At 72.2% G+C, this 21938-nt stretch carries 16 protein-coding genes and 1 riboswitch; of the genes, 7 read left to right on the top strand and 9 right to left on the bottom strand.

Annotated features, from left to right (window positions below; genetic code table 11):
• Nucleotides 1-40 precede the first annotated feature (40 nt).
• Nucleotides 41-1591 carry a LuxR C-terminal-related transcriptional regulator gene (locus tag ACIA8L_RS33220; protein WP_395910610.1) on the top strand — a complete coding sequence of 517 codons (1551 nt, stop codon included), beginning with the start codon at nucleotides 41-43 and terminating at the stop codon, nucleotides 1589-1591.
• A 12-nt stretch (nucleotides 1592-1603) separates the two neighbouring features.
• Here ACIA8L_RS33220 and ACIA8L_RS33215 read toward each other — a convergent pair whose 3' ends face one another.
• On the bottom strand, nucleotides 1604-2470 hold the full coding sequence (locus ACIA8L_RS33215) for a hypothetical protein (RefSeq protein WP_395910608.1): 867 nt from the start codon (nucleotides 2468-2470) through the stop codon (nucleotides 1604-1606).
• Between the two features lie 121 nt (nucleotides 2471-2591).
• On the opposite strand from ACIA8L_RS33215, the gene ACIA8L_RS33210 reads away from it, so the two are divergent.
• Entirely contained in the window at nucleotides 2592-3404 is an 813-nt protein-coding gene (locus ACIA8L_RS33210; RefSeq protein WP_395910606.1) for an SDR family NAD(P)-dependent oxidoreductase, read from the top strand.
• Here the strand turns inward: ACIA8L_RS33210 and ACIA8L_RS33205 are convergent.
• The 3 genes from ACIA8L_RS33205 to ACIA8L_RS33195 are packed head-to-tail and all read right to left on the bottom strand — an operon-like array spanning nucleotide 3394 to nucleotide 5421.
• On the bottom strand, nucleotides 3394-4215 hold the full coding sequence (locus ACIA8L_RS33205; protein ID WP_395910604.1) for an alpha/beta fold hydrolase: 822 nt from the start codon (nucleotides 4213-4215) through the stop codon (nucleotides 3394-3396). The genes ACIA8L_RS33210 and ACIA8L_RS33205 overlap by 11 nt on opposite strands.
• A 37-nt stretch (nucleotides 4216-4252) precedes the next feature.
• Nucleotides 4253-4789, bottom strand: coding sequence for a GNAT family N-acetyltransferase (locus ACIA8L_RS33200; protein WP_395910602.1), 537 nt, complete (start codon nucleotides 4787-4789; stop codon nucleotides 4253-4255).
• A 26-nt stretch (nucleotides 4790-4815) separates the two neighbouring features.
• A complete protein-coding gene (locus ACIA8L_RS33195) occupies nucleotides 4816-5421 on the bottom strand; it encodes a hypothetical protein (RefSeq protein ID WP_395910601.1) in 606 nt (201 codons plus the stop codon).
• Nucleotides 5422-5633: 212 nt separating this feature from the next.
• On the opposite strand from ACIA8L_RS33195, the gene ACIA8L_RS33190 reads away from it, so the two are divergent.
• Nucleotides 5634-6848 carry a hypothetical protein gene (locus ACIA8L_RS33190; RefSeq protein WP_395910599.1) on the top strand — a complete coding sequence of 405 codons (1215 nt, stop codon included), beginning with the start codon at nucleotides 5634-5636 and terminating at the stop codon, nucleotides 6846-6848.
• Between the two features lie 186 nt (nucleotides 6849-7034).
• Nucleotides 7035-8372 carry a glutamate-cysteine ligase family protein gene (locus ACIA8L_RS33185; RefSeq protein WP_395910597.1) on the top strand — a complete coding sequence of 446 codons (1338 nt, stop codon included), beginning with the start codon at nucleotides 7035-7037 and terminating at the stop codon, nucleotides 8370-8372.
• Nucleotides 8373-8384: 12 nt separating this feature from the next.
• Here the strand turns inward: ACIA8L_RS33185 and ACIA8L_RS33180 are convergent, their stop codons facing one another.
• Nucleotides 8385-11816, bottom strand: coding sequence for an ATP-binding cassette domain-containing protein (locus ACIA8L_RS33180; RefSeq protein ID WP_395910595.1), 3432 nt, complete (start codon nucleotides 11814-11816; stop codon nucleotides 8385-8387).
• Between the two features lie 60 nt (nucleotides 11817-11876).
• Nucleotides 11877-11962: riboswitch (ZMP/ZTP riboswitch) on the top strand.
• 30 nt (nucleotides 11963-11992) lie between these two features.
• On the opposite strand from ACIA8L_RS33180, the gene ACIA8L_RS33175 reads away from it, so the two are divergent.
• Nucleotides 11993-13087, top strand: coding sequence for a phosphoribosylaminoimidazolecarboxamide formyltransferase (locus tag ACIA8L_RS33175; RefSeq protein ID WP_395910593.1), 1095 nt, complete (start codon nucleotides 11993-11995; stop codon nucleotides 13085-13087).
• Here ACIA8L_RS33175 and ACIA8L_RS33170 read toward each other — a convergent pair.
• The 4 genes from ACIA8L_RS33170 to ACIA8L_RS33155 form a co-directional block, all read right to left on the bottom strand.
• The gene (locus ACIA8L_RS33170; protein ID WP_395910591.1) at nucleotides 13078-16179 is read right to left on the bottom strand and encodes a BTAD domain-containing putative transcriptional regulator; all 3102 of its coding nucleotides are present in this window, start codon (nucleotides 16177-16179) and stop codon (nucleotides 13078-13080) included. The genes ACIA8L_RS33175 and ACIA8L_RS33170 overlap by 10 nt on opposite strands.
• Nucleotides 16180-16620: 441 nt before the next feature.
• Entirely contained in the window at nucleotides 16621-17394 is a 774-nt protein-coding gene (locus tag ACIA8L_RS33165; RefSeq protein WP_395910589.1) for a tetratricopeptide repeat protein, read from the bottom strand.
• 590 nt (nucleotides 17395-17984) lie between these two features.
• Nucleotides 17985-18638, bottom strand: a complete 654-nt coding sequence (locus tag ACIA8L_RS33160) for a response regulator (protein ID WP_395910587.1) — start codon at nucleotides 18636-18638, stop codon at nucleotides 17985-17987.
• A complete protein-coding gene (locus tag ACIA8L_RS33155) occupies nucleotides 18635-19813 on the bottom strand; it encodes a sensor histidine kinase (RefSeq protein WP_395910585.1) in 1179 nt (392 codons plus the stop codon). Before ACIA8L_RS33155 ends, ACIA8L_RS33160 begins: the two co-directional genes overlap by 4 nt.
• A gap of 134 nt (nucleotides 19814-19947) precedes the next feature.
• Between ACIA8L_RS33155 and ACIA8L_RS33150 the strand changes: the two genes are divergently transcribed.
• Nucleotides 19948-20346 (top strand): hypothetical protein, encoded by a 399-nt coding sequence (locus ACIA8L_RS33150; protein ID WP_395910583.1) that lies wholly within the window; start codon nucleotides 19948-19950, stop codon nucleotides 20344-20346.
• The gene (locus tag ACIA8L_RS33145; protein WP_395910581.1) at nucleotides 20343-21818 is read left to right on the top strand and encodes a multicopper oxidase family protein; all 1476 of its coding nucleotides are present in this window, start codon (nucleotides 20343-20345) and stop codon (nucleotides 21816-21818) included. The genes ACIA8L_RS33150 and ACIA8L_RS33145 overlap by 4 nt, the downstream gene beginning before the upstream one ends.
• Nucleotides 21819-21938 lie beyond the last annotated feature (120 nt).

Genomic DNA, 21938 nt, shown 5'->3' with positions numbered 1-21938 from the left:
TCAGTCAATGTGTTGCGGCCCCTGCCGCTACCCTTGCACCGTGGAGTCTCGTCAGGCCCTCGAGGCGGCCGCGGCGGTCCTGCGCCGGCGGGGCGGCCCCGAGCGGGAACGGCTGGCCGCGCGGCTGCTGGCCGAGGCCGCCGCCGAACCCGGACCGGCCGAGCGGGTCGAGCTGCTCGTCACCCGCGGCCGGGCGGCGGAGGCGGTGCAGCTGGGCGCGGCCGCGCTCGAGCGCACCACCGGTGACGAGCACACCCGGCTGTGCCTGCGCCTGGCCGAGGCGTGTCTGGCCCTGCGCCGCTGGTCCGACGCCGAGCGGTACGCCGACCGCGCCGCGGACCCCGCCGACCCGGCCGTCCTGGCGATCCTGGCCGACGCCGCCTTCGGCTCCGGTGACCTCGGCCGCGCCGCCCACCTGGCCGAGCGGGCCGGGGACACCGTGCCCGCGCTGATCACCAAGGCCCGGTGCGAAGCCCGAACCGCACCGGATCAGGCGGCCGCGACCTACCGCGCGGCGGCCCGCCGCGCCGGGCACGACGGCCTGCTCGTCCCCCGCGTCGCCGCCCTCATCGGCCTCGGCACCATCGAACTCAACGACGGCGGCGACAGCCCCGCCCTCGCCGAGGCGCGCCGGACCGCGTTGGACGGCGGTCAGCTGGCGCATGTGCTGTGGGTCGACGTGCTGCGGGCCGAGGCCCGGCTCCTCGTCGACGGCCCGGCCGCCGGGCTGGCCGCGGCCGAGCGGGCGGCCGGGCTCGCGGCGGCCCTCGAACTGCCGGCGCTGCAGGCCGTGGCCGAGCTCATCGCCGCCCTGGCCCGGGCCGGCGGTGGCGACCCGGCCGCCGCCCGGGCTCTCGCCGCGCAGGCCGCCGCGCGGCCCCTGGCCCCGCCGGAGGTGCGGGCCGGGCCGGCCCTGGTCGACGCGGTCACCGCGCTGCTCCAGCACGACGTCGCCCGGTGCGCGGCCGCGGCCGAGCAGAGCATCGAGATCTTGCGGGGGCGGGCCGAGACGGCACCGGTACCCACGTGGGGCCTGTGGGTTCTGGCCAACGCGATCACCGGCCGAGCCGCCGGTCCGATCCCGCCGCTGGCCGCGGCCCGGGGCGTGAACCGGGCCGCGCTGGAGTTCGCGGCGGCGGTGACGGCCGGCGATCCGGTGCGTCACTACGCCGCCGGGAACGCCGCGCTCGCCTGCTTCGGCTGGTGGGGACGGCTGCTGCGGCTGCTCGTGCTGGAGGCCGCGGTCCGCGACGGCTGGGGCGACCCGGTGCCCGGACTGCGGGCCGACCTGGCCGAGGCCGAGCGGGTCGGGGACGACGCCGCAGCCCGCATCGGGCGAGGGTTGCTCCGCCGGGCCGGTGCGGCCACCCGCAAGGGCCGCGGCGACGCGATCGTCCCGCCGGCCTTACGCGCGGCCGGCGTCACCAGCCGGGAGATGGACGTGCTGCACCAGTTGCGCGAGGGCCTGACCAACCGCGAGATCGCCGACCGGCTGTTCCTGTCCCCCCGTACGGTCGACACCCACGTCGCCGCCCTGCTCCGCAAGACCGGCACGGACACCCGGGCCGCGCTGATCCGCTCAACCCGTTGACCGCAACGGACGTCAACGCCGCCGCAGGGCGTTGGCGGCGGCCTCGTAGCGGTGGCGGAGGTCCAGGGCGTTCGCGAGTCCCGTGAGGTCGGCGCGGCCGTGCCGGCCGGCGGCCTGGTCGATCGCGGCGCGCAGCTCGGCGGCGGCCCGGCGGTGGCCGAGGGAGTCGAGGACGTCGACGGCGACCGTCCACGTCTGCTCCAGCTCGCTCGACCAGTAGCGGCTGGTCGAACCGAGCTGGTCGATCCACAGCAGCAGGGCCCGGCGGATCTCCTCGACGGCGAAGGCCGGCTCGCCGATGTCGCGGGAGATGCGGGCCAGCCACACGATCGCCTGCGACTCGCAGTCGACCATCTTCGCGTCGTGCGCCCATGCCGCCTTGCGGAGTTCGGTCGCGGCGAGGCGCAGCTGCGCCGCCCACGGCTTCGAGTCGAGCCGCATCATGATCTCCATCGACCGCGGGATCATGGCCGCCGCCGGGAACAGCAACTCCCGATCGGCGGGGCCGACCCGGGACACACCCGTGCCGGCGATCTCGGTCGCGATCGTCGCGGTGACACCGGCGACGTCCTCCAGACCGGGATGCAGCGCGTGTCCGGCCGGCTCGACCTCGACCGCGACATGCAGCGAGCGCTGGGCGAAGTGGAACTGGGCGATCGGGCGTCGCAGGTGATGGCTGATCGCCGAGAGGTTGCGCAGGGTGATGCCCAGCGGGTTGAGGAACTGCGCGTCGCGGCCGGCCAGCTCCTCGGAGACCGGCAGCAGGTCGTCGACCCCGATCCGCAGCGCTTCGGCCAGGTCGTTCCGGTTGACCGCGGCCAGGTACCGCTCCTTGATCCGGTCGGCACTCCGGGCGAGCTTTTCGTTCCCTGAAGCCATGGACAGCAGTCTATTCCGATTTCCGGCCGCCGGTGTGGGGTCGACCGCTGGTGCTGTCACCGCTTAACTCGGTGGTGGGCACCGAGGCGGGGGGCGGTGCCCGCGGCGCAGGGTTGGGCGTATGAGAACTGTGCTTGTCACCGGGGGCACCGGCGGGATCGGGCGGGCCGTGGCGCTGCGGATCGGGGCCAGCGACGATCGGGTCCTGTTCACCGGGCGGGACCGGGGCCGCGGCCTCGAAGTCCTGGCCCGGCTGCCGGATGCCGAATTCCTGCCGGCCGACCTCGCGCTGCTCGCCGACACCGCCCGGCTGGCCGGCGAGGTCGCGGCGCGGACCGACGTGCTCGACGCGGTGATCTGCTGTGCCGGGTGCCTGTCGGCGGTGCCGGTGCCGACCGCCGAAGGGCTCGAGCGGACCCTGGTCCTCAACTATCTGTCCCGGTTCCTGCTCATCGACCGGCTCCGCCCGCTGCTGCGGCGCTCGGATGCGCCGCGGATCGTGCTCGTGGCGGCGGCCGGGCGCTACCCCGACACGCTCGACCTCGACGATCTGCACCTGAGCAACAGCACACGGCGGGGACTCTGGGTGTCCGGGCGCACCCAGTTCGCCAACGACGTGCTCGCCCTCGAGCTGGCCGAGCGGCTCGCACCGGACGGCATCAACACGTACTGCGTCGACCCGGGGCTGACCCGCACCGACGTGTTCCGCCGCGCGACCGGGTTCCCGGCGCCGGTCCGGGCGATCGCCACCCTCGCGCAGCGGGTCGCCGGCCGCGACCCCGCCCGCACCGCCGAGACCCCGGCCCGGCTGGCCGCGGCCACCGAGCGACCGAGCGGTTTCTACGGGGCCGGCCTGCGGGTCATCGAAGCCCCGGCCATCACCCCGGAGCGCCGCCGCGCGGTGTGGGCCGCGACCGCCGCCATCACCGGGTGAAGAACGCGTCGACGTGCCGGGCGACCACCGCCGGCCCGTTGAGGTCGGGCGCGTTGTGGTCGACGCCGGCCAGGGCCTCGTACCTGGCCCCCGGGATGATGGCGGCCAGCCGGGGCATCGCCTCCAGGATGTACGGGACGGTCTTGGCCCCGGCCAGCACCAGGGTCGGCGTGTCGATCGCGGCGTAGCGGGAGCCGTCGGAGTCCAGCCGTGCGATCTCGCCGAGCTCGGCCGGGGTCGTCGGCATCATCGCCTGCGTCTCCGCGCCGTCGGCGCCGCGCAGCAGCAGGTACGCCAAGCCGTAGTGGACCGCCATCGGCGTCGACGCGGGGACCGGCACCAGCCCGGTGCGCTTGGTGAACAGCGCCATCGCCGCGCGGTGCCGCCCGGCCGCCAGCCGCCGGTTGAACTCGGGCAGCCAGCCGAGCGGAAACCCGCCGCCGAGGCTGACGCCGGGCTCGTAGACGGCAATGCTCGCGAAACGCCGCCGCAGCGCCGCGTGCAGCGCGCCGAGGCCGCCGTAGCTGTGCCCGAACACCAGTTCCGCGCCGGTCGCCGCCGCCACCGCGATGATGTCCTCGGCCTCGCGGTCGATCGAGTACGCGGCACCCTGCGGCCCGCTGGCGCCGCGGCCGCGGCGGTCGAGGACGTGCGTGCGGTACCGTGGCAGCGCTTTGACGAACTCGGTGTAGTGGTGCGCCCGCCGGTTGTTGCCCGGCACGACGACGAGGCCCGGGCCCTCACCGGCACTGCTGTAACTGATCGCCGTGCCGTCCGCGGAGCGCGTGACATCCATGCGAGTGACATCCATGGGCGGCAGTCTGGTCGGCGGCGCTGACAAACCCCTGTCAGCCCGCTGTCGCCCACTCCGAGCGCAGCAGCCCGAAGACGGCACTGTCATGGAACCGGCCGTCGTCCTCGAGCGAACATTCGCGCAACGTTCCCTCGAGCGTGAATCCAAGCGACCGCAGCAGGTGTACTGAACGTGCGTTGTCGGCGATCGTCCGTGCGTGAATGCGATGCAACCGCATGGCCGTGAACCCGAAGCGCAGGATCGCGCGTCCGGCCTCAGCGGCGTACCCCCGCCCCCAATGCTCTTTGGCGAGGTCGTATCCGAGCTCGGCCTGCTGGTGCCGGGGCTGCCAGCTGTGCAGGCCCATCAGCCCGATGACGCTGCCGCCGGCCTCGAGCGCGAAGTGCCGCCGCAGGTCCGCGCCCGCCTCGGCGAGCAGATACTCGATGAACGCCTCGGTCTCGGCGAGGGTCCGCAGCGGCTCGTCGTTGTACCGCTGCACCTGCGGATCGCCCCGGAACACGAACACGTCCCCGGCGTCGCCGAGCCGGGGCTCCCGGAGCACGAGGCGGTCCGTGCGGATGGGCTGCACCTCCGGCACCCTAGACCACCGCCCCTCTACGCCGGTTCGCGGGCTGCCAGCCAGTCCGCGAACTCCGCGACGGTCCGCACACCGCCGTCGAGCACGGCGCTGTAGACCAGCTGGCCCTGGTACCCCCGCCGCCCGTGCCACCAGTCCTTGACCCGCAGGATGGCCAGCCGCTGTGCGCCGGTGAGCCGGTCCCGCAGCCGTTCATGCCATTCGGTGACGTTGGCGTGCGGGTCGTGCAGCCACAGCGTGAGATCGAGCCGCCACGCCCGGCCGTGGAAGTCGACGGTGACCTCCACGTGATACCGCTCGTCGCGCAGCGTGCCGGTCGGCGACCGCGGACCGCGCTCGTCGCGGTAGTCGACCCCGAGCACCCCCGGCCGCGCGACGACCCACTCCAGCACCCGCCCGGGCTCGAACCCGGGCCCGGCGTGCACCATGACGTCGACCTCGGGGTGAACCATCAACCCCGACACGTAACTCCCGGCGAGCAGTACCGCCCCGAATACCGCAAAATCGAACTCCGCCAGCAGCGCCGCCCCGTCGGCCTGCAGCGCCGCCTGCCGGGCGAGCAGCTCGTCGTCCGCCGGCCCAAGTGCCGTCAGCTCTCGGCCGACATCAGTGTCTCTTTCCACGCGCCGAAGATACCGATCGGGCGGCCGGCCGCGACAACACCGCGTTTCACCGTTGTAATCGCACTCGGTTGAGGTCGATGTGCAGGCGGATCGGTGGCATATCAGCCGGATGGCGATGACGTTCCGGGAATCGATCGACTACCATGGCATCATCCAAGGGAATGATCATTCGATCGCGCTGGGTTAGCCGTCGACGGGCAGGGTGCAAGCACGTGTCGTGGATCAGACATGTCCTGGGTGATGCAGCATGGCAAGGCATTGGAGCGATCATCGGATTAATCGGGCTGGCGGTGGCGACACTCCGCTGGGGTGGCCGGATTGATCTCCGAAAGCGCAAGCATGCGCCGATCGCCGCGCCACCGGTGGCGCAGGCGGAGCCACTGCCGGCGTTACCGGCCCCAATCGTGCCCACGCCATACCTGACCGGACAACAAGCACAATATTTTGACCTGACCGACGAGGCCGCCGAACGGGAATACTATGAGGCCTTGGCCTCGGGCATTCGTAACGCCAAGGAGAAGGTCTATCGCGTCGGCCGCGGATTTCACCGAGAACAGAGCTCGGCGGTTTATCACGCCCTTCAGAAAGCGGAAGAAGAGGCGCTGAAAAACAAGATCGAGGTCGTGCGGATCCAAGTCGGCAGCATGGTTGCATCCGGTTGGGCCGAGGGCTACGCGCGACTTCTGAAGGACTACCCCAACTTCCGGATGGTCGCCGACTTCGAGTACACCGGGCATAGCGACATCGCCGTTGTCGACCCGCGGGGCCGCAACCCGTTCATCAGCCTACTCTTCGAGAGCCGCGAGCAGGAGAGGTTGGGGACCGTGGGTCGCGCCATGATGGGCTTCATCGTGCGCGACGCAAGGTCGACCATGGATCTGTTTCAGATGCTCGTCGAACAGGCGGGCCGCTCGCAGCCGCTCACGCGGCAGGCCGTCAGAGATCTGTCTCGCACATATATCTACTTTGGTTGGGGCGTGCATATGGCGCCACGCAAGATGGCGCAGGACGCGCCCGGCGCGGAGTGCAAGGGCGTGGCCATTCTGCGGCGCTGGAGCCGGAATATCAACGCGATGATCGAACGGCCGGCCGATCGGGCCACAATTGTCAAAAGTAAGGACAAAAACAGCGACGATTGGTTTGACGGTGTCGCCTACGAAATGTCGTGGTGGGAGAAGGAGCGACTGACCCGCTTGGAGAGCCGCGCATACGAGCCGATCACGGTGACGATCGAGCTCGCGGGAAAGTCCGTTGAGGCCTTCACCTTCATACCCCTGCCTTCGCCGAAGGGCAGTGCCGTGCTGACCACCGGAAGCTGGATCGACCTGGTCAAAGAAGGGGCGATCAAGAACGAAATGACGCAGTTGCTCTCTGAGCTCCGGCGCGCGGGCGTCCCCTTCGACGAGTTGCCGCCGGACGCCCTCTAGATCAGATGTCACGGCCGGTTCCCCGTTTCCGCGGATAGTTGCAGTGGTTCCCCCGGACGAGATTTCAGGTCTTTCGTCGAGCGATCCTATGGTGGGCGTAGCATTGCCAGCAGGATACGCATATTGCAAAGGATTCTCTCGTTCCGGAGACTGGGGTAGCGTGCAGATCGGCGAACGGGCCTGCGAGTGAGCGGCAATACCGGGGCGCCTGGCCCCGACCTGCGGCAGGCCTTCGAGGCGCCGCCCGGCCGCGACGAAGCGGTCGGGCTCGAGGTTGAGGTCGGCCTCATCCACAGCGGCTCCCGAAACAATGCCTCCTACCCGCAGGCTCTCGCGTTCCTCGTGGATATCGTTCGTCACTTCGACGGCGAGCCCTTGCTGGATGGCGCCAATCTTGTCGGGGTCGGCCTGGGGGACGGCGGCGCGTTCACGTTGGAAACAGGCGGGGCACTCGAGTATTCGTCGCCACCGTTTCCGACTGTTGCGGCAGCGGTCTCGAATGCTCACCGCCGTCTTGAGATGGCAGCATGTGTAGGGGCCAGTCACGGACTGGTGTTGTTCACCGGAGGCATCACACCGTTCGTTTCGGCCGCCGGCATAGCCTGGAACCCGAAGCCGCGGGTCCGGATCATGCGTGAATATTTTCGCGGACTGGGCCGTGACGGTGCTCATGCCGATGAGGTCATGGGTCTGATCCTGTCCGCTCAAACCTCCCTCGACTACACCGACACCGACGACCTGATGACGAAGCTGCGTCTGCTGGTCCGGGCGTCCCCGGTCGTCGCGGCGCTATTCGTCAACTCGCCCATCGCGGCTAGGCAGCAGACGGGCGCCCTTTCTCGGCGCATGCAGTACTGGCGCTGCTTCGATCCGAGCCGGTGCGGCGTTCTTGGTTTCGCCCTCGACCCAGGGGCCGGGGTTGAAGACTTGATCGATTGGGCGGCCAGCCTACCGATGATCTATCGAGTCGTTGCGGGCGACCACGTCGCTGCGCCGCCCGTCTCGTTCCGGCACGCGGTCGAGCGCGGTTTCGGCGACGGCACGTCCCCGACGTCCGCGGACTGGGCACTGCACCTCAGCCAGGTCTGGCCGCACGTCCGTGTTCGGCACACGCTCGAGACGCGCCTAGCCGATGCACCGCCTTGGCCGTCCTTCGGTGCTGGAGCGGCGTTATGGGCTGGCCTTGCCTACGACCCCGACGCCCGCAAGACGGCCAACGACCTGCTGTCCGGTCTGTCCGCGGCCGAGATCGACCGCGCCTGCGTCGACGTGGCTGTCAAGGGCCTCAGTGCAATGATCGGCCCCTACCTTGTGCAGGACGTCGCCCGCGAACTGCTGCGCCTGTCTCGGAACGGTTTGCACACTAGGGTGTTGGCGGGCAAGGAAGCGCCCGAGGCTCTGGCTCTGCTCGATCCCATCGACGAGGTCTGCGACACGATGCAGACCTTCGCCGACCACGCACTCGACGCCTGGAACCGCGGCGAGCAGCACTTCTTGAGCACGTTCAGCATTCCGGTGGATTAGCCGTCGGGCGAGTCAACCGGCGAGGTGCCCCCAATCGGGTTCGAGCTCGCGCCAGGTGCCCTGGGCGGCCGCGGTGCCGTCCTGCAGGACGATCACGCGGTCGGCCTGGGTCAGGGCGGCGCGCTTCGAGGTGGAGCCGATGACCGTGACGCCATGTTCGCGCAGGGCCCGCCACAGCGCCAGCTCCGTCGTCACGTCCAGCGCCGAGGACACGTCGTCGGCGATCAGCAGTTCCGTGCGCGGGGCCAGGGCCCGGGCCAGGGCCAGGCGCTGCAGCTGCCCGCCCGACAGGCGGGTGCCCTTGTGCCCGATGAGCAGGCCCAGGCCGGCGCCGGCGGCGGTCAGGTCGTGCTCCAGCTGCGCGGTCGACACGGCGTGGTCGGCGTCGACCTCGTGGCCGAGGGCGATGTTGTCGGCGACCGTCCCGGACAGCACCCGCGGCAGCTGGGCCACGTAGCCGATCTGGTTCGGGCGCAGGAACATCTCCGGCTCCGTGACCGGCTCGCCGTTCCACCGCAGCTTCCCGGTGTGGTGCACGATCCCGGCCAGGGCGCGCAGCAGCGACGACTTGCCCGACCCGACGGGGCCGACGACCAGCACGAGCTGCCCGCGCTCGACCGACAGGTCCAGGTCCCGGACCGCGACCGTGCCGTCCTCGTGTACTGCCGCGAAGCCGTCGAGGTCCAGGCGGCGCAGCGGATGGCGGGGCGCCGCGGCCGGGGCCGGGGCGGTGCCGGCGGAGAGGTCGACACCGGCGACGGCCGCCGCGTACTCGGCGCTGCCCGTCATCTCGATCGTCCGCCGCGTCCACACCCGGGCCGAGGGCAGCTGCGAGATCAGCGACGCCGTCGTCCAGGCGAACCAGCGGGCCGAGCCGAGCGTCGACACGGCGACGAGGGTCGCGCCCGGGGACAGGTCGCCGGTCAGCAGCAGGGCCCACGCCCCGATCGGCAGCAGGCCGCTGGCGAGCGCCGGGGTGGAGCGGGCCCACACCTGCACCGCGATCTCCCGCCGGACCCGGTCGCTGCGGGTCCGGTCCAGCCCCGCCAGGTGATCGAGGACCGGGGTGGTGGCACCGGCGAGCTTCACGGTCCGGGCGGCGGACAGCGACGACACCAGGGCGGTGGCGAACGCGGCCCGGGCCGCGACCGTCTGCTGCGCCGAGCGCTTCAGGACCGGGCCGAACAGCGTCGCGGCCAGGCCCGAGAACACGATCGTGGCGGCCATGAAGGCGGCCGGCACGAACGAACCGGCCACGACCGTCATCGTGGCCAGGACCCACAGGCAGATCCACTGGTCGATCAGGTTGTCGGCGAGCACGATGACCCGTTCGGTGTCGCCGCCCTGGGCGACGACCTCGGCCGGGGTGTGCTTGCTGACCCGCCGGGCGCCGGTCTGGCCGTGCACGAGTCGCAGGCTGATCCGCAGGAGCTGGCGGACCCACCACTCCGGATACCAGCGGCCGGTGAGGTACGGCAGCATCACCGGGAGCAGCAGCGCGGCCGCGATCCACACGCCCGGCCCCAGCGGGTCACCGGCGCCGTCGACGAGGTCGGCCCACAGCCACGGCAGGACCGAACCGTCCAGGCCGAACAGGACCATCACCCCGAACATGACGACCGAGGTCAGGCCGAAGCGCCAGTCGTTGGTGGCGAGCTTGAAGATGTTCCACAGCGTGCGGGTCTTCGGGGCGCTCGGCAGCGGCGGCGGGTCCGACTTCAGCCCGGCGCTGGTCACCAGGGCCTTCACCGGGGCCGCGGTCAGCTGCGGCGCCGCGGCCTTCTCGTAGGTCGACGCGGCCAGCAGCGTGGCGAACCGGGCCGAGGACGCCAGCGGGCCCGCCTCCACAACCTCGCCGTCGGCGAGGACGACGACCTCGTCGCACTGCCGCACCGACGACAGGCGGTGGGCGACGATGATGCCGATGCGGCCGGCGAGAATGCGGTCGGTGGCCCGCTGCACCTGGGCCTCGGTGACCGGGTCGAGCCGGGCGGTGGCCTCGTCGAGGATGACGACCTGCGGGTCGCGGACCACGATCCGGGCGAACGCGACCAGCTGCTCCTGGCCGGCCGACAGGACGTGCCCGCCGTCGCCGAGGCGGGTCTCGAGCCCGTCGGGCAGGTCCGCCACCCACGCGGTCAGGCCCAGCTCCTCGACTGCGGCTCCAACGCCGTGGATAAGGCTGGGGTCGAACAGCGCGATGTTCTCGGCGAGGGTGCCGGCCAGGATCTCGGTCCGCTGCGGCACCACGGCGATCCACCGGCGCAGGTGCTCCAGGTCGAGGTCGAGCAGGTCGACGCCGCCGAGCGACACGGTGCCGCGCGGGATGTCCACGGCCCTGGTGAGGACCTTCGCGAGGGTGGATTTGCCGGAGCCGGTCCGGCCGATGAGCGCATAGGAACGGCCCCGTGCGAACGTGAGGGTCACGTCGCTCAGGGCCGGTTTTCGCGCTTGCTCGGAGTACCGGAACGTCAAATGGCTGACCTCGAGGTCTCCGGGGGTGGGCGTCGCGCCGCCGTGCGGTTCCTGCTGGGCCGAGCGCAGCTGCTGGACCCGGGCCCAGGCGCCGAGCGCGTACTGCAGGTCCGGGACCATCCGGCTGGTGTGCTCGACGGTCGCACCGAACCCGAGCGCGAGGAGCCAGACGGCGCTGAGCCGGGCGACGTCGATGCGGTCGGTGGCGAGGGCCCAGACGCCGCCGAGGACGATGACGGCGATGGTGAGCCGCACGAACGCCGACGCGATCGAGGTGACGGCGGCGGAGCGGTGCCAGACCCGGCGGCCGCGCTCGAGGACGGCGGCGGCGCGGCGGGCGTAGAGGCGCAGCACGTAGGGCCGGGCGAGGGTCGTGCGCACGTCGTCCTGGCCGTGGATGCTCTCCTCCATGACCGCGGCGACGTCGCTCCAGGCCTCCTCCTCGGCCATCCGGCTGACGGCGATCTTCGCGGTCGGCTTGCGCAGGCCCAGGGTCAGCGCGACGGCGATGACGATCATCGCGACGCCGGCCGGCCACCAGACGAACAGGGTCGCCGCCACCGACAGCACCGTGTAGGACGCGGACTGGATGATCCGGACGCCGGCGTTGCGCATCTCCGAGGCGACCTGGTAGACGTCCGAGTCGATCCGGTCCAGCAGCTCACCGACGGGCGTCGTCTCCAGCGTCGGCAGGTCCTGCCCGAACGCGACCCGGCACAGCCGCCGCCGCACGTCGGCACACCAGTCCGCGGTGAGCCGGGCCATGATCAGCGACACCCCGAGGTCCGTGAGCACCGACGCGGCCAGCGCGGCCACGAGCACCGCGAACATCACCCATGATCGATGAATCAGGACCGCCCCGCCGACCGCGGACGCGAGGGCCTGCCCGGCCGCGCCGAGCACGATGAGCAGCCCCACCACCGCGGTGCGGCGGGGCGAGGTGGCCCAGAGGTCCCGGAGCAGGCGCATGCTTGCCAGCGTGCATCGAGTCGCGGGCCGCGCTCAACGCATTTACGGGTTCGATAGAATGCGGGCCGTCGCGACTGGCGCGGGTGGGTCACCACCGGGGAGCGGCGAACACTCCTGTGTCAGCGTCGACCGCCTGGGCGCCCGCATTCACCCGATCAGGTTGAGGAGACCGCGGAGTGGATCTGCGCTACGGCATGAACCCGCAGCAGGCGGCGCGGGCGGAGGCGATCACCGGCCCGGCCCCGGTCGCCGTGCTCAACGGCCGCCCGTCCTACATCAACATGCTGGACGCGCTGCACGGCTGGCAGCTCGTCCAGGAAGCCGACCGGCTCCTCGGACGCCCGGCGGCGGCGTCCTTCAAGCACGTGTCACCGGCCGGGGTGGCGCTCAGCGGGCGCCTGGACGACGTCACCGCCGGGCCGTACGGGCTGCGGGGGTCCGACGTCGGCCCGTTGACCAGCGCGTACCTGCGAGCCCGGGACGCCGACCCGAAGTCCTCCTACGGCGACTTCGTGGCCGTGTCCCGGCCGGTCGACGCCGAGCTCGCGGCCGCGCTGACCGGCCTGGTCTGCGACGGGATCGTCGCGCCGGGCTACGAGGCGGGCACCGTGGGCGTCCTGAGCGGCAAGCAGCAGGGCCGGTTCCTGGTCCTGGAGGCCGACGCGGCGTTCGTCCCGCCGCGGTGGGAGACCCGCGAGGTCTTCGGCCTGCGGCTGACCCAGGAGCGCGACCCGGTCGAGCTGAGCGCCGCGGTCCTGCGGGCGGTGGACGGCGTGGCCCTGCCGGCCGCGGCCCGCGATGACCTGCTGCTGGGGCTGGCTGTGCTGCGGTACACCCAATCGAACTCCGTCTGTTATGTGCGGGACGGTCAGACGCTCGGCATCGGCGCGGGTCAGCAGTCCCGGGTGGACTGCACCCGGCTCGCCGGGGCCAAGGCCGGCACGTGGTGGCTGCGGCGGCATCCGGCGGTACGGTCGCTGCCGTTCGCGGCGGGCACGCGCCCGCAGGACCGCATCGCCCGGCAGCTCGCATACATCGACAACGAGCTGGGCGACGACGAGCGCCGCCGGTGGCTGGGCCGGCTGTCCGGGGTGGCGTTCGCCTCCGACGGCGCCCTGCCGTTCCGAGACAACGTCGACCGCGCCGCCGAGCACGGGGTCGGCTCCATCGCCGAACCGGGCGGCTCCATCCGCTCCGCAGAGGTGGAGCAGGCCTGCCGGGAGCACGGCATCGCCCTCGTCCGCACCGGCGTGCGGCTCTTTCACCACTGATCCGCGGGGAAATAGTCCAGGACGTTCTCGATCGTCGCGCGGCCGCCCTCCTCGACGGCGGCCGCGACCTCGCCCGGCGTCAGCGCGGCCCGGGTCGCCGCATACACCTTCGCGGTCCACGGCCACGTCCGGTCGACGCCGCCGCGCAGCTGCTCGGCCGCGGCCAGCAGCACCGCCGCCCGCCCGGGGTCACCGGCGATGAGCGCCGTCTCGGCCGCGTCGACCACCACGGTCGCGATCATCGGCGCGTCGAACGCGCTGCGGCCCATGCTGACGGCCTCGCGGATCGCGGCCCGGGCGGCGGCGTGCTCACCGTCGTAGGCGAGCACGACCGCGCGGCCGCTGTGCAGCAGCCCGCGCATCTGCGGCGAGACCCGGTTGCGCCCGACGATGTCCAGGGCGTGCGCGAAACGGGTGCGGGCCTCGTCCAGGCGGCCGCAGCGCAGGGCCCGGTAGGCGAACGAGTACTCGACGAACGCGATGCTGTCCGGCACCCCCGAGCGCAGCGCGGTCCGGCGGGCCTCGGCGTAGGTGGCGTCGGCCCGGGCCGGGTCGCCGACGATGTCGTACTGCACCGCCAGGCGCACCTCCGTCACCGGCCGGTCCTCGGTCGACCCGAGCGCCCGCAGGTAGGTCAGCGCCTCCTCGTAGTGTGCGATCGCCTCCCGGTGCAGCCCGTCCTGCGCCTTCGCCTCGGCCAGCGCGGCCAGCGCGAACGACATGCCCCACCGCTCACCGATGCTCTGGAACGCGGCCAGCGACGCCTCGAACGCGGCCCGTGACTCGGCGGCGTGGGCGCCGGTGTTGAGCAGCGCGTGCCCGACGAGCAGCCGGCCCAGCCCGGCGATCCACGGGTCCGGGTCGTCGGACAATGCGGTGATCCGGTCCAGCACCACCCCGACCGGACCTTGGCGATACAGCCCGGCGACGGCCTGGAAAAGACGGAACAACGGATGGTCGCCTTGGTACTGCATGGCCTCCGCGAACCAGCCGTCGAGCATCTCGGTGTCACCGAGCCCGTCGAACCCGTTGACCGCGGCGACACCACAGGCCATCGCCCGGGCGTCGGGGTCGGCCGGCCCCGGCATGGTCAGCGCGGCCGAGGCCAGCGCCGCGCCCTCGACCCGGTGCCCGCCGAGCCACCAGTACCAGCCCACGACCGCCACCAGCCGCACCGCCAGGTCACTGTCCCCGGCCGTGATCGCCCGCCGCAACGCACCGTGCAGGTTGTCGTGCTCGGCGGCCAGCTCGGCCAGGGCCGCCAGCTGGTCGTGGCCGCGCAGGGCCGGTTCGAGCCGCTGGGCCAGGGCCAGGAACCACGCCCCGTGCCGCCGCCGCAGCTCGTCGGCCTCGCCGTGCTCGGCGAGCCGCTCACGGCCGTAGGCGCGGATCGTCTCCAGCATCCGGTACCGCAGGTCGTCCCCGGCGATCAGCAGCGACTTCTCGGCCAGGGTGGTGAGCAGCTCGTCGGTGTCGCCGAGCCGCCCGTCGGGGTCGCAGACGGCGGCCGCCGCGGTCACCGTCGCCCCGCCGGGGAACGTCGCCAGCCGCCGCAGCATGACCCGTTCGTCCTCGCCGAGCAGGTCCCAGCTCCAGTCGACGACGGCCCGCAGCGTCTGGTGCCGCGGCAGGGCGGTGCGGCTGCCCCGGGTCAGCAGCCGGAACCGGTCGTCGAGCCGGTCCGCGATGTGCGCCGGGGGCAGCGACCGGCAGCGGGCCGCGGCGAGCTCGATCGCGAGGGGCAGCCCGTCGAGGGCCCGGCAGATCCGCGCGACCGCGTCCCCGTCGACGGCCAGCCCCGGCCGGACCGCCGCCGCCCGGTCCCGGAACAGCTGCTCGGCCGCCCCGGCCCCGAGCGGCTCGACCGGGAACAGCACCTCCCCGGTGATCCCGAGCGGCTCCCGGCTGGTGGCGAGCACACGCAGGTGCGGCGAGTCCCCGAGGAGCCGCTCGGCGAGCGCCGCCGCGGCCGCGATGACATGCTCACAGTTGTCGAGGATGAGCAGCATCCGCCGCTGCGCGAGCGCCGCCGCCAGCCGCCGCGGCGAGTCCTCGGCGTCGAAGCGCCGCCCCGGCCCCGGCTTCCCGGCCGGGTCCCGCAGCCCGAGCGCCCCCCACACGGCCTGAATCACATCGGCGGGTCCGGTGACGGGCGCGAGCTCGACCAGCCAGACCCCGTCGGGATGCTCGGCCAGCCCGGCCCGCCCGGTCTCGACCGACAGCCGGGTCTTCCCCGCACCCCCGGTCCCGACCAGCGTGACCAGCCGATTCGAGCCGACCAGCCGCCGCACCGCCCCCACGTCGGCGTCCCGCCCGACGAAGCTGGTCAGCGCGGCCCGCAAATTCCCCGCCGCCGGTTCCGGCCGTCCGACCTCGGCCTCCCCACGCAAAATCTGCAGGTGTACAGCGATCAGACCGGCGGACGGATCAGCTCCGAGCTCCTCGGCGAGCCGGACCCGGCACCGCTCGAACGCCGCGAGCGCCTCCGCCGCCCGCCCACCGTCGGCGAGGGCCCGCATGAGCAGCCCGACGAGCCGCTCCCGCAACGGATGCGCGGCGACGAGGGCCTCGAGCTCGGCCACGACCCGCTCCCCGATGCGCAGCTCCGCCTCGAGCCGATCCTCGGTGGCGGCGAGCCGCAGCTCGTCGAGCCGGGCCCGCCAGGGCCGCGCGAACAGGGCGTCCCCGGCGTCAGCGAGCGCCGCCCCCCGCCACAACCCCTCAGCCTCCCGAAACAGCGCCGCCGCCGCCGTCGCGTCCCCGGCCGCCCGCCCGAGCGTGACAAGATCCTCGAACCGCAGGTGATCAACCGACTCCCGACCGATATCGAGCAGGTATCCACCGGCCCGCCCCTGCACCACCCCGTCGGGTAGCACCCGCCGAAGCCGCGACACGAGCGACTGCAGCGCGTTGCCGGCCCCACCGGGCGGATTGTCCCCCCAAACCCCGTCAACCAGCCGAGCCGCGCTGACCACCCGCCCGGGCTCCAACGCCAACAACGTGACCAACACCCGCAGCCGAGCCCCGCCGACCTCAACAGCCGACCCGTCCCCGGCCCGCACCTCCAGCGCCCCCAACAGCCCGATCCACACGAACCCGATTGTCCTCCCCGCCCCCCACCAACTCCCGCACCGCACCCCTACCCCGCCCGCGCCGCCACCACCAGCCCCCGCAGCCAGGCCGCAGCCCTCTTGCGGTTCCAGCCAGGTCACAAGGACCCTCGCTTGCGGCCATGCCCCAGGGCCGCGAGGTTTCCGGCCAGGTCACAGGACCGCGGGATCGCCGCCAGGCACAGCACCGCGGGATCGCGGCCGAGTCCCAGGGCCGTGGGGTTGCAGCCACGTCTCAGGGCCGTGGGGTTGCAGCCACGTCTCAGGGCCGTGGGGGTGCAGCCATGTCTCAGGGCCGTGGGGTTGCAGCTCATCGAACCGGGTGATGCGCCTGACCGCCCCCGGCCTGACCGCCTTCGACCACTTCGTGACCCGCCCCGGCGGCCGCTACAACCGAGGCCGATCGGCCCTGCCCGTCGAAGCTCATCGCACCCCCGGAGCCACCGAGCCGGCGGCCCGATCCTCGCCACGCAGGACGGCAATCGCGTCCTCGACGCGACCGAGGTCGATGAGATACCCGGCCAGCGTGCTCGCGACCCCGGACTCCTGCCGCTGGAGAACGGCCACGGCCTCGTCGGTGCGCCCAGCCCCGGCGAGCAGCTCCGCAAGTGCACCGGCCCCATACGAGGTATCACGTTCGGGATGCCCCCGCACCAGCTCGATCGCCTCCTCGCGCCGCCCACACCCGACCATGAGCGGCAGCCGCATCCGGAAGATGTCCCACTCCTCGCCACCGCGGCGCCCTCTGAGGTCGTCGAGGTAGGCCAGCCCGTCCAGGGCCCGCCCTTGGTCCAGGTAGTGGCGGCACAACAGCTCCACCTTCCAGTCCAGCTCCCCACCAGCGGACTCGGCCAGCGAGAGCAGCACCTCCGCGGCTTCATCGTCACGCCCATGCCGCGTCAGCAGCTGCGCCAGCCGCATGAGCCCGTTGACGCGCCGGCTACTCGAGTCCCCGGGCCGCCGGTACACAGCGATGGCCCCCTCCACGTCCCCGAGCCGCTCGAGGTACTCCGCGAGACACTCCGCCGCCTGCCCGTGATGCTCCGTAGCCGCGTACTCGTGCAGCTCCGCGATCCGCTCCTGCCGAACCAGCAGCTCGGCCAGCTGATCCCGCCCGTTGACGGACGCCCCGCCCCAGGTCCGCAACAGCTCAACCGCCTCGTCGACCCGCCCTTGCCGCTCCCGGATGGCCGCCAACAGCCGAACAGCGTTGGACGGCAAGATACGACGGGACCCGCATGAGGACCCATGGCCCACCACCGCATCGATGCAGCCGCTCAACAACAACGCAGCTTCTTCCTCCAGCCCAGCGCCCCAACTGACATCAACCAACGCATCCGCGAAGAACCAGTCCGACACGTGCGGCCGCAACAGTTCGAACGCTTCGGCCCCCTGCCCGTACCGCCCCAACAACCGGGCGAAGAACGCCAACGCCAGCCGCCCACCACCCTCCGCATGCGGCCGAACCAACGCAACAGCGTCAGTACCAAGCCCCCACTCCTCAAGCAGCCGAGCCAGCTCCTCGACAGCCGTCCACCACCCAGCCCCGACGTACGGCCCAAGCACCTCCACCGCCACGTCCCGCCGCCCCCGCCCGACAAGCACCCGCACCCACTCAACCGCACAAAACCACTCCCCCCGCCCCGCCAACTCCTCCACCACCCCGACATGCCCCAGCTCAACCAGCCGAGACACCAGCTGAGGAGGAACGCATCCACGCATCGTCCGAGCCCGGTACTCAAGCTCCGCGGCATCCACAGCGACGAACTCCATTCGCCCCTCCGATCTCACACCGTGACGAGCCCCGACTCGTACGCGAACACCACCAGCTGGGCCCGGTCCCGGGCGTGCAGCTTCGTCATCGCCCGGCTGATGTGGGTCTTCGCGGTGGCCAGGCTGATCACCATCCGCTCGGCGATCTCGTCGTTGGACAGCCCCCGCGCGGCCAGAGCGACGACCTCCCGTTCCCGGTTCGTCAGGTTGTTCACGGCCCCGTGCAGCGGCCCCCGCGGCGGCCGGGCCACATACTCGCCGATCAGCCGCCGAGTGATCGCCGGTGACAGCAGCGCATCCCCCCGCGCCGCGACCCGGACCCCGTGCAGCAGATCGGCCGGCTCGGTGTCCTTGACCATGAACCCGGCCGCCCCCGCCCGCAGCGCCGCATACACGTACTCGTCCAGCCCATAGTTCGTCAGCATCACCACGTGCACCCCGTCGAGCGCCGGATCCGCCGCGATCCGCCGGGCCGCCTCGATCCCGTCCACCCCGGGCATCTGAATATCGACGAGCGCAACGTCCGGCAGATGCTCCCGAGCCAACGCCACCGCCTGCTCGCCGTCCACCCCCTCGGCCACGACCGCGATGTCATCCTCAGCGGACAGCAGCGCCCGGAACCCGGCCCGGATCAACGCCTGGTCATCGACGAGCAGCACCCGGATCATGCCGCCACCACCGAAGCCCCGGCCAGCGGCAGCCGCGCCTCCACGACGAACCCCCCACCGCTACGCGCCCCGGCACGCAACGTCCCGCCCAGCGCCACAACTCGCTCCCGCATCCCGGTCAGCCCCACCCCGGGCACCGGCACCGCCGACCCCGCCCCACCGCTGTCTCCGCCGTCCGCATCGCCGCCGACGCCCTTCCCGTTGTCCTCGATCCGCACGGTGACGCCGTCAGCCCCGTACTCGATGCACACCGTCGCCGTCGCCGCCCCCGCATGCCGGGCCGCGTTGGTCAGCGCCTCCTGCACGATCCTGTACGCGGTGCTGTCGACCTCGGCCGGCAGCTCCCGCTCCGCTCCCGCGACCTGCACGGTCACCGGCAGGCCGGCCCGCCGTGCGCCCTCCGCCAGCCGGTCGAGGTGGCACAGCCCGTTGCCCTCGGCGAGCGGATCGTCGGCTCGCAGGACCTCGAGGGTGTTGCGCAGCTCCCGCATCGCGTCGGCGCTCGCGTGCTCGATCGCCACCAGCGCGTCGGGCACGGGCTCGTCTCGTTTGCGTGCGAGGTGTACCGCCACCCCGGCCTGAATCTTGATGATGGAGATGCTGTGCGTCAGTGAGTCGTGCAGCTCCCGCGCGATGCGCAGCCGCTCCTCGGCCGCCCGGCGCCGCGCGGTCTCCTCCCGGGTCCGTTCGGCGTCCTCGGCCCGGCGCTCCACCTGCTCCAGGTAGGCCCGATGCTGCCGGGTCACCTCGGCCATCACGCTCGAGGCGACCATCCAGCCGATGATGAGGAACCAGCGCTGAAACACGTCGCCCGGCCGCGCGCCGGAGCTGATCGCGTCGCCGACGATGCCGATGAGCAGGATCGCGGCGATCGTGGCCTTCGCCATCCGCTGGTGTCCCTGCCTGACCGTCGTATAGAGCGCGACGAGGACGGGCAGCGCCGGCCCGACGCCCGGGTAACCGAGCACGAGATACACCAGTAGGCTCAGGGCCGCGACGGCCAGCACCGGCCGCGGGAACCGCCGCCGCCCGGCCAGCACCAGACCGGCCACGACCAGCAGCGCGATGCCGAGGGCGTCGAGGCCGGTGCGCCCGTCCGGAGCAGTGAGCGCCCCGCCCACCGCCACGACCGCGGCCCCCGCCGCCAGCCCCAGATCCTGCCATCGCTCTCGCATGCCCAAGACGGTATTCCCTCGCGGCGCCGAGCGCGTCGGCCCAGCGTGGTATCAGATCCTTCATCCCAGCGTGGTACAAGATCTATACCCAGGTCTGACGACTTGATCTCCCCGGCCGACCACCATTGCCGACCATGAACCCACGAACGGTCCACATGGCGCTGCGGGGAACCATGACGGCACTGGCCTTCCTTGCCGCCGTTCAGGTCCTCCTCGCCGGCAGCTTCCTCAGCGGCCACTACCCGGTGCTGCGCTGGCACATGATCACCGGCTTCTCGATGGTCGTCATCGCTCTCGTGCAGACGGTGGTGATCTTCCTGCCCGGCCGCCGAGAACGGGAGCCGTCGCTGCCACGCATGGGCCTGCTGGTCCCGCTCCTCCTGGCCGCGCAGGGCATCCTCGGCGTGTTCCGGGTGCTCGAGCTGCACGTGCCCATCGGCGTGCTGATGGCCGTCGGCACCGTCCACGCGGCCACCTGGGCGTGGAAGACGCCGATCCCGCGCGGCACTGAGGCGATCGAGGTGACGGCGTGAAGCGGCGCGCGGTCCTCGGGGCCGGTGCCGCGGCGCTCGGGGCGGCCGGTCTCGGCTGGTCGCTGCTCACCCCGAAACGGCCGGGCAAGCTCCTGCACAGCCGGGCACCGCTGCCGCGACCGTTCGAGGCGCGCCTCACCATCCCCCCCGTGCTCTCCGGCGAGGAGATCACACAGCGGGAGGCCGAGCTCTCCATCCTGCCCGGGCTGACGACGCGCGCGTGGACGTACAACGGAAGCTTCCCAGGCCCGACCGTCGTCACGCGATCGGGTCGGGCGGCCACCGTCACACACCGCAACCAGCTCCCCGAGCCCGTCGTCGTGCACCTGCACGGCGGCCACACCCCGGCCGGCAGCGACGGCTACCCGATCGACCTGATCATGCCCGAGGCCGGGGCCGCGGGCGGGGCGATGCACCACGACATGGCCACCATGACCGGCGACATGACCGTGGGCTCGCGCACATACCGATATCCGATGCAGCAGCGGGCCGCGACCCTCTGGTACCACGACCATCGGATGGGCTTCACCGGTCCGGCGGTGTACCGCGGGCTGGCCGGCTTCCACCTCGTGCGCGACGACGAGGAGGACGCGCTCCCGCTGCCGACCGGCGACCGCGAGCTCCCACTGATGATCACCGACCGCGCGTTCGAGGCCGACGGCTCCTTCCGGTATCCGAGCGGTGACTCCGAGTACATGAACGGCATCCTCGGCGACGTGATCCTCGTCAACGGTCTACCGTGGCCGGTGCACGAGGTCGACCCGGCCCGCTACCGGCTTCGGCTGCTCAACGCGTCCAACGCGCGGCGATACCGCCTCGAACTCGACCCGCAGCCACCCGGCGGCAACGCCTTCATCCAGATCGGCAGCGACGGCGGCCTCCTCGCCAGGCCGATCGTCCACGACACCCTCGAGCTGGCTCCGGCCGAGCGGTTCGACGTCGTGGTCGACTTCGCGCGCTACAAACCCGGCGCCGAGGTCCGCCTCATCGACCGGGACAACGGCAACGTCATGCGATTCGACGTCAAAGGGCCCAAGAGCAAGGATCCGTCGGTGGTACCTCCAGTGCTCAGTACCACCGCAGAACCCCTACCACCGCCGAAGCGCAGCCGCACGTTCCGCTTCGGCCAGGGCCGCGACGGCACCTGGCGGATCAACGACCTGGACTACCGCCCAGGACGCGCCCTGGCCCGCCCGCGCCTGGGCGAGGTCGAGCACTGGCGCTTCGTGACCGACTTCCACCACCCCATCCACCTGCACCTCAACCACTTCCAAGTGATCTCGAGAAACGCGAACGAACCGGGCCCGTACGACCACGGCTGGAAGGACACCGTCGACCTGCGCGCGTCGGAAGCAGTAGAAATCGCCGTCCGCTTCACCGACTACACGGGCACGTTCATGTTGCACTGCCACAACCTGGAACACGAGGACATGGCGATGATGGCCGACTTCGTCGTGGAGGGAGCGCCATGACCTGACACACCGCTTGGGGCCACCGCCCGCGCGGCTGGCCCGGCCTGCCCGCGCCCGCGTGGCTGGGCTGGCGTTGCCACCGCCACCGCGACCAGCCGCCCGCGCGACTGGCCCGCCTTA

The sequence above is a fragment of the Dactylosporangium sp. NPDC051541 genome (assembly GCF_044454505.1).
Classification (GTDB): Bacteria; Actinomycetota; Actinomycetes; order Mycobacteriales; family Micromonosporaceae; genus Dactylosporangium.
The sequence above is the reverse complement of the archived record's forward strand: the minus strand, read 5'-3'. Positions and strand labels throughout refer to the sequence as shown.

What these genes read in the sequence shown, in the direction of transcription:
- ACIA8L_RS33215 (WP_395910608.1), bottom strand. Translation starts at nt 2,470, where the DNA reads ATGGCTTCAGGGAACGAAAAGCTCGCCCGGAGTGCCGACCGGATCAAG.
- ACIA8L_RS33210 (WP_395910606.1), top strand. Translation starts at nt 2,592, where the DNA reads ATGAGAACTGTGCTTGTCACCGGGGGCACCGGCGGGATCGGGCGGGCC.
- ACIA8L_RS33205 (WP_395910604.1), bottom strand. Translation starts at nt 4,215, where the DNA reads ATGGATGTCACTCGCATGGATGTCACGCGCTCCGCGGACGGCACGGCG.
- ACIA8L_RS33180 (WP_395910595.1), bottom strand. Translation starts at nt 11,816, where the DNA reads ATGCGCCTGCTCCGGGACCTCTGGGCCACCTCGCCCCGCCGCACCGCG.
- ACIA8L_RS33160 (WP_395910587.1), bottom strand. Translation starts at nt 18,638, where the DNA reads ATGATCCGGGTGCTGCTCGTCGATGACCAGGCGTTGATCCGGGCCGGG.
- ACIA8L_RS33155 (WP_395910585.1), bottom strand. Translation starts at nt 19,813, where the DNA reads ATGCGAGAGCGATGGCAGGATCTGGGGCTGGCGGCGGGGGCCGCGGTC.
- ACIA8L_RS33150 (WP_395910583.1), top strand. Translation starts at nt 19,948, where the DNA reads ATGAACCCACGAACGGTCCACATGGCGCTGCGGGGAACCATGACGGCA.